The sequence below is a fragment of the Verrucomicrobiia bacterium genome (assembly GCA_019634625.1).
Classification (GTDB): Bacteria; Verrucomicrobiota; Verrucomicrobiia; order Limisphaerales; family CAIMTB01; genus CAIMTB01.
Genome location: JAHCBA010000002.1, coordinates 1 through 12,980 on the forward strand (window position 1 = coordinate 1; position 12,980 = coordinate 12,980).

The window sequence follows — 12,980 nt, forward strand, 5'->3', positions numbered from 1 at the left end:
CAAGTTCGGCAAGCGGCGCAAGAGCGGCGCTCGGACCATTTATGGCGCCCCCATCCCGGGGCTCACCGTGTTGCGGGATCTGCGAGTGAATGCGGTTGGGTAACTTGCCGCATCCGAGGCGAAACGAGATTCAGCCCGAGATCGAAGTGGTAGCAAGATTATCGCTTGGCATCTGCCCACCATGGACAGAGAAGGCCGATCAAGGTGGGTCAGCGAGTCGTAGGATCGGACGACTGCCGGTTCACCGCGCCCGAGCAGCCCCAGCGGCAGCCATAGATCCATAAGGAGTGCGTCTGGAGGTGCATTGGCCGGAGGCTCGCCTAGGATCTGGGCGGAGTCCGTCCCGACAACTTGGGTGTGAGTTCGAGGGGCCGAGCTCCACAAGGCCGGCGGGGTTGAAGACGGGTGAGGGGGAGAACCCATGCCCGCCTATCGGATCAAGACATGAAGTCGCTGACGTTGCTGTTGGGTGGAGCCTTGGCGGTCGCTGAATCGGCCGTGAGTTCGGATTGGGCGGCGTTCGTGGAACCGGAGTTCCCGTTCTTCGGGTCAGTGCTGGACGCCAGGCGGCTGGGTTCCGGATGGCCGCGGGATAATCTGACCTCGAGCGGTATCATCCTGAATCTGGGGCGTGGGTACTGGGCCTGTTTCGATCTGGATCTGTTGCGGGTGGCCTTGGTTTGGCGTGGGGAAGGCGTGTCCCCGGCGTCGATGGCCCAGGGTTCCTACCATGATCCGGGACACAAGGCGCCCGAAGGGATCGATTCGCTGCCTGAACCGACGGGGACTCCCTGGCTGGCCACCCGTATCAGGCCCGGCTGGCATACCGGCCACGGGGCGGATTGGAGAGATCCGCGCGATCCGGGACCGGATGCCCGTGAGGTGGGGCGGGGTCCATTGCCTCCTGACCTTGGGGAATTCCGGGCGCTGCGGTGGGTCGGAGACGGCGTCGTGCTCGAGTATGAGGTTGCGGGTGTCCCGGTGGTCGAGTGGGTGCGGGCGGTGGGCCATGCGGTACATCGCGAATTCCAAGTGGCATGGGTGCCCCAACCCTTGAACGTTGCGATAGGCCGGTTGGCGCCGGGCTTGGAGATCAAGGCGTGGGCCAAGGGCGGGGATGGGCGGGTGATTCTCGATCAGGATGGGGCATACGAGGGCGAATGGGTTCTGAAAGTGGCCGAAGGGCCGCTGCCCCTGCGATTCCGCGTCACAGTGGCCCCAACGGGGATCCCGGAAGGGGAGGATGTCGACTGGAATACGCCGCCGTCCGACCCTCCCGCCCGGCATTGGCAGGGCGAGGTGCGAACCCGGCGGATCGCAACGACCCGTGCGGACGCGTTGGAAGTCGACTCGGTAGGGTTGCCGCTGGACAATCCCTGGCGCCGGAATGTGCGACTGGCGGATCTCGGGTTCTTCCGGGACGGAATGGCGGCCGCGGTGACATTCGACGGCGATGTCTGGAGGGTGACGGGGCTGGAAGGAGGACTGGATTCAGTGCGGTGGCATCGGTTCGCCTCCGGCCTTCACGAACCGCTGGGACTTTGCGTACGGGACGATGTGGTCTTCGTGCATGATCGGAATGGCATCTGGCGTCTGCTGGACACTGACGGCAATGGCGAGGCGGACCGGCACGAGCGGCTGCCCACGGACCTGGCCCAGACGGCGGAGACACGGGAATTCGCGTTGGGCCTTCGGGTCTTGCCCGACGGGGCATTCGTTTTGGCCAAGGGTGGACAGCGGGGCGCCACCTTGGGTCGGCATTCCGGGATGGTGCTGCGGGTGCCTGCGGAGGGCGGACCGGCGACGGTATTGGCTCATGGGTTGAGGCAACCGTTCCTTGGGGTGCATCCGGAAACCGGGACGATCACGGTGAGCGACCAGCAGGGACATTACGTTCCCACCACGGCGCTGCACCAGATCGCGGGTGGTCCATCGCGTTACCACGGGTTCTTGCCGCTGATCCTGCCGCGCAACGCCCATCCGGAACCGATCGCGGACCCATTGACTTGGATCCCTCACGCAATCAATGCGTCGGCGTCAGGTCAGGTCTGGGCGTCCGACACCCGGATGGGTCCGCTCCATGGGGCCCTGATCCACCTCGGTTATTTTCGGCCCGAGCTGTTCGCGGTCCGGCCCTTCGCGCGAGCGGCGGTTCCGGGTGCGGCGGTCATGAGTCTGACCCGGGACCTGAGCTTCCCCCCGCTGGCCGGAACGGTGAATCCGAAGGATGGGGAGGTGTACGTCATAGGCTTCCAGATCTGGGGCACCGTGGCTCCGGCGGTGAGCGGACTGGCCCGGTTGCGTCCTGGCGGAGGGCCGAGCCTTCTCCCACGCGAGGTGACGCCATTTCAGGACGGGATCCTGCTTTGTTTTGATGTGCCCCTTCACGATGGCACCGTCAGCAATCCGGCGAACTACTCGGTCGAACGTTGGAACTACCGGCGCAGCGATGCCTATGGGTCCGCCCATTACCGGGCGGACGGATCGCGAGGACAGGATACGCTGCCGGTACGCGGGGTGGCGCTCGCTGACCACGGTCGAAGCGTCTTTGTCGCGGTCGAGGGGATGGCGCCCGCGATGCAAATGCGGATCGGTTGGGCGCTGGAGACACCGGACGGAACATCCGTCCGGAATAATGCCTACTTCTCCCTGTCGATGTTGTCGCCGTTTGTGCCGGAGGCAGAGGGGTTCGGACGTCTGAATTTCGAGGAATGGGTTCCCTCGGCGAGGTCGGTGCCGGTCGGGTCCCAAGTAAGCGTCGAGGAAGGGCAGCGCCTGGCGGACCTGATGGGCTGCGTGGCCTGCCACTCGGTGGACGGTTCGACCCTCGGTCGGGTGGGCCCGACCTGGAAGGGGCTGTTCCGCAGTGAACGGATGCTGACGGACGGACGAGTGGTGGTGGCGGACGAAGCCTATCTGCGGCGTGCGATTCGAGAACCCGACGCGGAGGTGGTCCGGGGGTTTGAGGGGACCGACACGGGCATGCCGAGCTACGAGGGGGTGCTGACCGACACTCAGATCGAGGCCCTCGTGAAATACCTGACAACGCTGGGTGACTGAGGCCCGGGATCTCTGCATTGGACATGCTCGAGCCTCCCGCCCGTCCACCGCCCTGCACGATTTGTCAAATTCAGAGATGTGACCCCGATGTGGACGGGCGGGGCGGGGTTCTATAGACAGAGGGGCGCAGCATGAGTGCCGCCACATCCATCCCGGCGTTCCGGGTCAACGTGAAGCCCGGCCGGGCCAAGGCATTCCCTGACTCAAGTGCCGACGGGTATGCCATCTGACCCCTCCCAAACGAAGTCGCGCCGGGGCTGGCTGGCCCTGTTCGGGGTGGCGATTCTGGTGCCGATGGTCCGGGTCGTGAACGGGAGCCTGCCGGCGCCGCCGCATCTTGGCGTGAACGACGGACACCTGGCAGGATGCCCGGCCTCGCCGAACTGCGTCGGCAGCCAGGGCGAGGAGGGCTCCCACCGGGTCGAGCCCCTACGGTTCAGCGACATCCCGGCGGCGGCCTGGGCCCGGTTGCATCGGGCACTGGGAGGGATGCGCGGGGCGACACTGGTCCGGGAGGAGCCGAACTACCGCCATTACGCCTTCCGAACTGCGGTATTCGGTTTTGTCGACGACGTGGAACTGTTGCTGGACGAGGAATCCCGGGTGATCCACGTGCGGTCGGCCTCGCGCCGGGGCCATTCAGATCTGGGGACCAATCGCCGCCGGGTCGAGGCAATCCGGGCCCGCTTTGCGCCCACTGGGTCAGAAATCTGACGCCTTGGGGCTCAGAGCCGGTCTGAAAACTGGAAGGGGCCCTGTTGTCGCGGAAAAGGCCGGATGGCGAGGCGCGAGGAGGGAGCCTACCCGCCAGCGGTCTGTGACCGAGGAGCCACGAAGCCAGCCGGCCTTTCCCGCGACAACCCATTGGGCGACGGTCCTTTCGGCCTGGGCCTGTGCTGGCTCGACCGTTACAGCCCGCTGCGGGGATGCGCCGGCCTCGCCGCCTTGGCCCAGGCCAAAACCCCTCGTCGCAGGACCCCTTCCAGTTTTCAGACCGGCTCTCAGGCGCGCTCCTCGAGCAGATCGCGCCGTCCTCCAGTGAGAAGCTGCTCGACGAAGCTGGTGGAATAGACGCCCCGACGGAAGTTGGGGTCCTGGAGAATGGCCTGTTCGAAGGGGATGGTCGTCTTGACCCCGGTGATCAGATACTCGCCCAGGGCACGGCTCATACGATCCATCGCCTCCCTGCGGTCCTTGCCGTAAGTGATGAGCTTGCCGATCATCGAGTCGTAGTAGGACGGGATCACATAACCGCCGTAGGCGTGGGAATCGAGTCGGACACCGTGGCCGCCAGGAGGGTAGTACATTTCGATCCGCCCGGGGGATGGACGGAAGTCGTCGAAGGGATCCTCGGCATTGATCCGGCACTCGATGGCATGGCCTTTGAAGGCGATATCCGCGTCGCGCAGACGGAGCGGTTCACCCATGGCGATGAGGATCTGCTGCTTGACCAGGTCCACACCGGTCACTTCTTCGGTGATGGGATGCTCGACCTGGATGCGTTTATTGACCTCGAGGAAGAAGAAGGCGCCCTGCCCATCGACGACGAACTCGACCGTCCCGGCGTTGGAATAGCCGGCTTCCTCGGCGATACGGATGGCGGCCTTGCCCATCTTCTTGCGCAGGTCACGGTGCTTGTTCTCGATCAGCGGAGAAGGCGTCTCCTCGATCAGCTTCTGATTGCGGCGCTGGATCGAGCAGTCGCGTTCGCCCAGATGAATCACGTTGCCCCGGTGATCGGCGAGGATCTGAAACTCGATGTGGTGGGGATTCTCGATGAACTTCTCGACGTACACAGCCGAGTTGCCGAAGGCTTTCTCGGCCTCGGTCCGGGCCGTGTGATACCCGGTGACCAGAGAAATGTCGTTGTGGGCAATCCGCATCCCGCGCCCCCCCCCTCCGGCCACCGCCTTGATCAGGACCGGATACCCGATCTTGCCCGCCACGGCCTTGGCATCCTGTTCGTTCTCGACCACGCCATCCGAGCCCGGCGGCGTGGGGACACCCGCTTTCCGGGCCAGGGCCCGGCTGACGTTCTTGTCCTCGAGAGCGGTCATGGCCCGGGCGCTGGGGCCGATGAACCGGATGTTGCAACTGGTGCAGATCTCCTCGAAGTGGGCGTTCTCGGATAGAAAGCCATACCCCGGATGAAGGGCATCGACATCGGCGATCTCGGCGGCACTGATGATGCGGTCGATGCGAAGGTAACTTTCCGCGGCAGGCCCGCGCCCAATGCAGATCGCCTCATCGGCGAGATGCACATGCATGGAGTTGGCGTCAGCCTCCGAGTAAACCGCGACGGTCCGGATATTGAGTTCCTTGCAGGCGCGGATGACCCGGACGGCGATCTCACCGCGATTGGCAACCAGGACCTTTTCGAACATGACTTCTGAGCGCCGGGGCCGGGAGGAAGGGGAAGGGAGTCGGTGGACGGATCAGGCGCTAAAGGGGCCGGACCTTGAAGAGGGGCTGACCGAACTCGACCGGTTTCGCATTGTCGACGAGGACTTGGGTCACGACTCCGCGCACTTCCGCCTTGATTTCGTTCATGACCTTCATTGCCTCGATGATGCAGACCACCGTTTCCGGGCCAACCTCGCTGCCAACATCGATATAGGGACTCGCATCCGGGGAGGGTGAACGATAAAATGTCCCTATCATCGGGGACTTGATATCGAGATTGGATACGGAGCCTTCGACGACTTTGCCGGACTGAGCGGCAGCCGGCAGGGGAGGTGGTGCTCCTGGGGAAGGCCCAATCGAGGTAACTGTATCGTCATAGATAACCCCCTGGCTCCCATTCATCCCACGTTTGAGTCGGATCTTGAAGTCCTGACGCTCCAACTCGAACTCCGAAATCGCGTTCTTCCGCATCAGGTCGATGACCGCCTTGATATCTTTCAAATCCACAGCGCGTCTCCAGTCCGGTCAGGATGATCAGGTATCCCGTCCCACGTCCCGGTTCGGAACAAAAAAAATGCAGCAGCCGCATGCTCGACTCCTGCATGATCACCTAGACAACGGCGGCACGCTAACGATCCCCTTCCCCTTGGTCAAGCCTTGATTGAGGGCGCCAATCTCCCGGAACCGCCAAGAACCGGTTGCTTCTCTGGGCTCGAACCGCCTTCATTTATCTATTCGTTAATGTTACAGCCGATCGCAGACCCAGCAGGTAGGATTCTGCCCCGAACCCGGCGATCACCCCACGGCAGACTGGTGCGATGAGGGACCTGTGGCGGAAGGATTCGCGGGCGTGGACGTTGGAGAGGTGGATTTCGATCGTGGCCACCCCGGCACCCGCGATGGCATCGCGGATCGCCACGCTGGTGTGGGTATAGGCAGCGGCATTGAGGACGATCGCCTGGCAGGACTCGGCAGCCTGTTGGATCCAAGTGACCAATTCGCCCTCATGATTGGATTGGCGGAAGTCGATCTCGACGTTGAGGGTGTCCGCGAGTTCACGAAGCCGCTCTTCGATTTGGGCGAGGGTCAGGCTTCCATAGACCGCCGGCTCACGGGTACCGAGGAGGTTCAGATTCGGTCCGTTCAGGAAGAGAACGCGCATTTCGGGGTCAGGTTACCGGTCAAGGAGGGCGTGTGGAAGACCATTGCGCGAGGAGCCAGCCAAGGAGCGTGAAGGCGCACCAGGCGGTGGCGGGCAGGTAGAGACCAAACTCAACCCAGCCTTGGGTAAACCAACCGAGGAGCCCGAGGCCCACGGCGCGCTCGATAGGGGTGCCATTCCCACTGCTTTTTCGATAAATATATCCAATAACGCCCCAGATCCAGCCCAAGTAGGCTAGGAATCCGGGCCATCCAGAGTCGGTGGCCTGCTGGAGGTAGTCGTTGTGGGCGAGTTGGGCCATTTCGGATTCGGGTCGTTTGAGGCGGCTGTACACCCGCTTGAAAGCGCCCGGACCGTGTCCAACGAGGGGGCGTTCCACAGCACCCTCGAGAGCGGCCTCCCAGTAATCGAACCGGGCGGCCACGCTGGTAGCCCCACCGCGCAGTTTTTCGGCATAGGCCCAGGCGAACCCGGCAAGGCCAGTGACCATGAGCCCCACGACCAGGGTAAGTTTGAAGCGCTGGCTGAGGGACGAGTGACAGAGGATGACCACCCCGAGTCCCATGGCGATGAGCCAGCCGGCCTTCGAGCCGGACCATATCAGTGCGGCGATGCCCGCCAGGATCACGCCTGCTCCGAGGGCGCGGGCAGCAGGTTGCCCCCAGCGGTGACCGAAATGCCAGGCGACCGTGGCGCCCACGGGAACGAGGAGAAGTAGGGCACCGGCGAGGGCGTTGGGGTAGACCAGGGTGCTAAAGACCCGGTCGCTCTGGATCCGGGCCAGATACTCCGGGGGCAGGGCGGCGGCATTGGGTTGCTCGAGGATCATCCTGCGGGTGGCCTCAAGACCGCCGAAACGCTGTTCGAAGGCCATCCCGAGGACCCCCACCAGGCCAAAGGTGAGGCATAACCAGAAGACCCTGGGTTCGGCCACACGGGACAGGACCCCGTATCCGAGGAAGAAGCAGACCACCGTGGCCCCCAACTGGGGCAAGACCGATCGAGTGGCTGCGGGGTCAATGGTCTGGCTGGCCGCCAGGGTTTGCCAGGCGAGCCAGACCAGGGGGAGTGCCAGCAGGAGCCGGGGGGCGACCGGGCGACTTGGGAGCCGCAGACCGACCCAGAGTCCAAAGAAAGCCACCGGGACTAGCGCCAGGAACGCAAGGCGCAGAGGCCAGGCGAAGGCTCGCCATTCGTCGAGTGTCCGCGGCATGTCCACCAGGCGATCGAGCAGGACGGGATTGCCGAACTTGAGCAGTCCCACCCCGAGCAGGAGCCCGAAAATGCAGGCGAAAGCCGTGCCAGCCGGGTCCGACGTCGTCGGGGCGCTCGGAATGGGGGTTGGGCGCCGCATGACGTCGGGGTCGGGTTTCAACGGTGGGGGCAGCGCAGCGCCAAGGAGTCGCGGGTCTCGGAATCATCCGCCGACGACACGCGGAGCTTCTATCAGTCTCGGTCCCGCGGCAAAAGCCTTCAGCCGACGCCGGGTTGTCGGCCTGCACAATCTATAATAAGCCCGGCAAAATAACTTTGACCTCAAGGCGAGCAGGTCATCCACCGCGGCCGGAGCCAGAGGAGCCAGCAGGGGGTGACTGGGGCATGCTACGTCAACAGTAAGTCGCCTGACTTGCTATTGTTCATGGCGTCAATATTAATACGCCTGCCATAATAGATTACGACGTCAACAACCAATGCGCCTGACCCACTATTTATGGAAAGGGTCGATTTCTGATGATTCTCCCGGACCGGGGGCAATGGATCTCAAGTGTCCCGGATGGAGGTGCCGGAGTTGCGCGCCCGGGCCACTTTTCGGACACTCGGCGCTTCGAGGAACGCCGCGTGAGAATCCTGGTGATCGAGGACGACCCCAAAGTAGCCCGCATGGTGTGTCGCGGGTTGCGGGAGGAGGGTTTTCAGGTGGATCAGGCTGGCGACGGCGAGGAGGGGTTCTATCAGGCGTCGTCCGACGTCCACGACCTGATCATCCTCGACGTGCTGCTGCCCATCCACGACGGCTTCGAGGTGCTGCGTCGCCTCAGGCTTCGGGGCTCCACCGTCCTGGTATTGATGCTCACGGCCCGCGACGCAGTGAACGACCGGGTGAGGGGCCTGGAAACCGGGGCGGACGACTACCTCGTCAAGCCTTTCGCCTTCGCGGAACTGGTGGCCCGGGTGCGGGCGCTGCTGCGACGTCCGCGTGCCGCCGAGCCGGCGACCTTCGACATCGCCGATCTCCACCTCGACACCCGGCGCCGGACTGTCAGCCGGGCGGGACGGGCGGTATCCCTGACCGCCAAGGAATTCGCGGTGCTGGAGTGCCTGGTGCGGCGGCCGGGCGAGGTGGCAACCCGCACCCGCATTGCGGAGGAGGCGTGGGACGAGAACTTCGATCCGATGAGCAACGTCATTGACGTGACGGTTCACCACCTGCGGGAGAAGGTGGATCGGGGATTCCCCTGCCGGCTGATCCACACCGTGCGGGGCCGGGGCTATGTGCTGCGCCCCGAAACCGGACCTGCCGGGGAGGACGTTGCTTGAGACGGTTGCCGGCGGAATGTCCCGGCGCAGCGCCGCCATGTCCGGCCCGCCGGCCTGGCGATGCCGGGCAGGGGGTACATGTCCCATGAAAACCCGTTCATGCGCGCTTCATCGGCCATTCATGGGAAGGGCCTCAAGGTGTGCGGATGCGCCCCGACCTCCGGGCCGGCACCGCCGCCATCCACCGTGACGATCTGGTGAAGACCTCACGCAGCCGGCTGCAGAGTGGTGTGCTGGCGCTGGTAACGCTGGCCCTGGGGCTCCACGCGTTCTTCGCCTACCGCATCGCGCGGGAGGAGGTGCTTGGCGAAGCCGACCAGTTTGTCCGCGACAAGGCGCGGCTCCTGGCACGCGGCGTCAATCCCGCCAACCCCGCGTTCGTCGAGTTCAACGAACGCGACTGGCGCGATGACCGCTTCACGCCCTACGCCCAATCCTTCGATGTCGCCTGGGACCCGCGGTTCGTGTCGAGCCGCCTGGATCATCCGATTCTCGTGACGGACGAGTTCCGGCGCCTCGCCCGGCATCCACTGGGCATGCATGTGGACGATGTCGTGGACGCCGTGGGGACGGCCTACCGCGCCGCGACAGCCGCCGTTCAACGGGGCGAGGAGGTTTTTGGCTACGCGCTGGTGGCGGTCCGGGTGTCGGACCGCGACGCCCCCTTGCGGCACCTGGCGCTCCGGCTGGCCGGCGGCTCCCTTCTTTGCATTGCCCTGACGGCGGCGGGGCTGCACCTGGTGCTGCGGCAATGGCAGCTTCCTCTAGTGACTTTCGCCGAGACGGCCCGGGGGATTGCCACGCACGGGGCGGGACGGCATCGGTTTGTCGCCCCGCCCGACTCTCCGGAGCTGGTGGAACTGGCGGGCACCTTCAATCAGCTCCTCGACCGCCAGGCATCCCTCCAGGAATCCCAGCAGCGCTTCGTCGCCGACGCGGCCCATGAACTCCGCACGCCCCTCACCGTCCTCCGCGGGGAACTCGAGATTGCCCTGCGTCGCGAACGGTCCGGGCCCGAATACCGCGAAACGATCGAGAACTGCCGGGAGGAAATCGAACGTCTGGCCCGCCTGACCGAGAACCTGCTCGCCCTTGCCCGGCTGGATTCCGGCGCCGGACTCGAACTGCGCGAATCCCTCGACCTCGGCACGCTGTGTCGCGAGGCGGCCGAACGCCTCGAACCCCGGGCCCGTGAACAGGGGGCCGTCTTCGATGTGCAGGCGACGGCCACCCTGCCGGTCCTCGGTGACCGCCTGGCGCTCGAACGGGTCCTCTTCAACCTTCTGGACAACGGCCTGCGCTACACCCCGCGCGGCGAGATGCTGACGCTGCGGGCCTTCTCCGGGGAAGGCGGCGCAGTGGTGGAGGTCACCGACAAGGGCGTCGGGATCCCGGCCGACCATCTCGACCGCATCTTCGACCGTTTCCATCGCGTCGAGACGTCCCGCCCGCGTGAACGGGGTGGCGCCGGGCTCGGTCTGTCGATTGTTCGTTCCCTGGTCTCCGCCCATGGCGGCACCATCACGGTCCAGAGCGAACTCGGACGCGGCAGCACCTTCACCGTGCGCCTTCCGGACGGGGGCGATTCCCGGCCCTCTTCCTTGGAGCCAGTCGATCAGGGTTCGCGAACCACCCGGTAGAAGCGCGTTCCCTCCAGAGGCTCCGGGTCCGTCCAGCGATGAACGCCATCCCCGTACTCGGGCGCGACCGGCGACGGCACCCAGGCCGGCAGCGTGTCCGAGGTCTGGACCGTGAACCGCGCCCCCGCCGGGCCCTGCCATGACAGGCTGACCGCACCGTTCGCAGCCACCGCAAGACCCAACAGCGGCCGCTCCACCGGCGTCGGGTCGCCGTCCGGGCGGGACGTCGGATCGAGCGGATGGGTTCCCGCGTCGTGTTCCTGGCGATTGGTGAATCCGTCGCCGTCGTCGTCGGCCTCCGGGTCCGCTGCCAGACTTCCGAAGAACCGCCGCTCCCAGGCATCGTCGAGACCGTCCCTGTCCCTGTCGTTCGCCTCCCCCGTTGCCTGGGAATGGGCGGCCCCTCCGACGGTGTATAGAACCGTCTGCACCGGCCCGGCGATTCCCGAGGGGTCGACTCCGTAGAAGGACACCGTCGCCGTGCCAGGCACCGATGCCGGTCCGGGTCCCGTCTGCCACGGCCCCGCCTCCACGCGGGATACCACCACCACGTCCGGAGCCGAGGAGAAGGTCACTGCAATCGGGCCCGGGTAACTGCCGGGAGACGGTGCGACGCCCACGGCCGCGGTGAGCATCGCCGCCGGGCCGGCCTGGAAATGGAGGCTGGACGTTGGCTCCCACTGGTTGGCCAGGGCGAAGGCCGTCCCCGGCAGACGGCCGGGCAACGGAAGGGATCGGCTGGTGTCGCCGCCCAGTCCAAGGACCGAATCCCGATAGGTGGCGGTGGAGGCGGTGACCGCGCCATCCTGAACCTGCGCCCCGCGCGTCCAGTCGCCGGCGGCGAGTCGCGCGAATTCAAGGGCCCTGGCATCGGCGAACGGATCGCGGTCATACACCAACACCCGCGCCACCACGGGTCTCGACGCCATGGCGGGCAGTGGAGACGTCCCTTCGAAGATCAGCCTGCCGTCGCGCAGGGCGTAGTGCCCGATCGCCGTCGGCCCTCCGTCTCCCATCGGATCGCCGGTGGGTTGCAGCAACGTGGCCAATCCCTCGCCGGTCCAGACGCCCGGCTGGGCGAAGTCCTGACCCTCGGGCGGCGTGGCCGAATCCACCCGTTCGAGCAACCCGGTGGCGGACCATCGATAGACGGCCTGTTCCCGGGTGAGATCGCGGGCGACGAGGAAGCGCCCATCGAACCGGGCCCGCGGGAGGGACTGCCAGGAGAGGACGTCGTACTCGAAGGGAATCGACGCGACCTCCGGCAGACGCCCCTCGCCGAACTCCCACGGGATCACCAGCAACTCCGACAGGCCGGGTCCCCACGCAACCAGCGTGGCGCGGGTCGGTGGATCCCCCGGTCGCCTCGTGTCCAGCAATCCCATCGTCCCGCGCTTCAGGGTCACATCGCCGATCTTCGCCAGACCGGCGGCCTCCTCCGATCCGCGAAACAGGGAGAGCTGCGGCACGGGCACTTCGGGGCCGGTTCGGGGCGGTTGATGGTGCCAGGTGAGTTCAACGACATTGGTGTTGATGCCCGGCCAGAGGTCGCCCATCGAGGCCACGCCGAGGGACCCGTGGCCCGGAAACTCCCCGGCGGGGAACAGGCGACGCCGGATCTCCAATGCCCCCGGGTCCCCGGGCAACGTGTCCCGCCTTCCAAAGATCGTCGCGAGGTACGGAGTCGGCGTCTCCAACGCGAGTGCCGTCAGCGACTCGGCCGCATCGCGTCCATCCCCGAAACCCACCGCCCAATCCATCGGACCCCCTGCCAGCGGGACAATCCGGATCCCGGGTTGTGTCTCCGACCGTTCCGGACCGAACAGGACCAGGACCCGGTTGGCATCCGGATGGGCCAGGGCCAGGTCGTCCCTTCCATCGCCATTCAGGTCCGCCACATGGATGAACAGGGTGTGAAACCAGGCGTGGTCATCGAGCGGGACGGATTGCCATGCGCCGTCGGGCCGGCCGGTCCGGTACTGGATCCAGAGCCTGCCGCCCTGCCACAACGCCAGATCCGGCGCGCCGTCGCCGTCGAAATCGCCCGCCCGCAGGATCGGCCCGGTCCAATCCGGACCGTCCATGAACGCCTTGCCGGAGAGCGGCGCGGAGGCGAGGGCAGCGACGCCCAAGGCCAGGAGGAGGGACCCTCGTCGCAGGGAAGTTCCAGGTTTCAT

Annotated in this window: 9 protein-coding genes; 4 read left to right on the forward strand and 5 right to left on the reverse strand. The window is 65.7% G+C overall.

Annotation, left to right across the window (positions count from 1 at the left end):
• Positions 1-444 precede the first annotated feature (444 nt).
• Both KF833_01185 and KF833_01190 read left to right on the forward strand, forming a co-directional pair.
• Entirely contained in the window at positions 445-3,060 is a 2,616-nt protein-coding gene (locus KF833_01185) for a cytochrome c (protein ID MBX3743898.1), read from the forward strand.
• Between the two features lie 294 nt (positions 3,061-3,354).
• The gene (locus tag KF833_01190; GenBank protein ID MBX3743899.1) at positions 3,355-3,774 is read left to right on the forward strand and encodes a DUF1499 domain-containing protein; all 420 of its coding nucleotides are present in this window, start codon (positions 3,355-3,357) and stop codon (positions 3,772-3,774) included.
• A 287-nt stretch (positions 3,775-4,061) separates the two neighbouring features.
• Here the strand turns inward: KF833_01190 and accC are convergent, their stop codons facing one another.
• The 4 genes from accC to KF833_01210 form a co-directional block, all read right to left on the reverse strand.
• The gene (gene accC / locus KF833_01195; GenBank protein ID MBX3743900.1) at positions 4,062-5,444 is read right to left on the reverse strand and encodes an acetyl-CoA carboxylase biotin carboxylase subunit; all 1,383 of its coding nucleotides are present in this window, start codon (positions 5,442-5,444) and stop codon (positions 4,062-4,064) included.
• 58 nt (positions 5,445-5,502) lie between these two features.
• Complete coding sequence (gene accB, locus KF833_01200) at positions 5,503-5,970, reverse strand: acetyl-CoA carboxylase biotin carboxyl carrier protein (GenBank protein ID MBX3743901.1); 468 nt, start codon at positions 5,968-5,970, stop codon at positions 5,503-5,505.
• Positions 5,971-6,190: 220 nt separating this feature from the next.
• A complete protein-coding gene (gene aroQ / locus KF833_01205) occupies positions 6,191-6,625 on the reverse strand; it encodes a type II 3-dehydroquinate dehydratase (protein ID MBX3743902.1) in 435 nt (144 codons plus the stop codon).
• Positions 6,626-6,644: 19 nt separating this feature from the next.
• Positions 6,645-7,979 (reverse strand): O-antigen ligase family protein, encoded by a 1,335-nt coding sequence (locus KF833_01210; GenBank protein ID MBX3743903.1) that lies wholly within the window; start codon positions 7,977-7,979, stop codon positions 6,645-6,647.
• Positions 7,980-8,464: 485 nt separating this feature from the next.
• Here KF833_01210 and KF833_01215 point away from each other — a divergent pair, with 485 nt between their 5' ends.
• A complete protein-coding gene (locus tag KF833_01215; protein ID MBX3743904.1) occupies positions 8,465-9,163 on the forward strand; it encodes a response regulator in 699 nt (232 codons plus the stop codon).
• Between the two features lie 146 nt (positions 9,164-9,309).
• A complete protein-coding gene (locus KF833_01220; protein MBX3743905.1) occupies positions 9,310-10,803 on the forward strand; it encodes a hypothetical protein in 1,494 nt (497 codons plus the stop codon).
• Here KF833_01220 and KF833_01225 read toward each other — a convergent pair.
• The gene (locus KF833_01225) at positions 10,779-12,980 is read right to left on the reverse strand and encodes a VCBS repeat-containing protein (protein ID MBX3743906.1); all 2,202 of its coding nucleotides are present in this window, start codon (positions 12,978-12,980) and stop codon (positions 10,779-10,781) included. The two genes, KF833_01220 and KF833_01225, sit on opposite strands and share 25 nt — an antisense overlap.

Coding starts and splice junctions, on each gene's coding strand:
- KF833_01220 (MBX3743905.1), top strand. CDS start 9,310: ATGCGCCCCGACCTCCGGGCCGGCACCGCCGCCATCCACCGTGACGAT.
- KF833_01185 (MBX3743898.1), top strand. CDS start 445: ATGAAGTCGCTGACGTTGCTGTTGGGTGGAGCCTTGGCGGTCGCTGAA.
- KF833_01210 (MBX3743903.1), bottom strand. CDS start 7,979: ATGCGGCGCCCAACCCCCATTCCGAGCGCCCCGACGACGTCGGACCCG.
- accC (MBX3743900.1), bottom strand. CDS start 5,444: ATGTTCGAAAAGGTCCTGGTTGCCAATCGCGGTGAGATCGCCGTCCGG.
- KF833_01190 (MBX3743899.1), top strand. CDS start 3,355: ATGGTCCGGGTCGTGAACGGGAGCCTGCCGGCGCCGCCGCATCTTGGC.
- aroQ (MBX3743902.1), bottom strand. CDS start 6,625: ATGCGCGTTCTCTTCCTGAACGGACCGAATCTGAACCTCCTCGGTACC.
- KF833_01225 (MBX3743906.1), bottom strand. CDS start 12,980: ATGAAACCTGGAACTTCCCTGCGACGAGGGTCCCTCCTCCTGGCCTTG.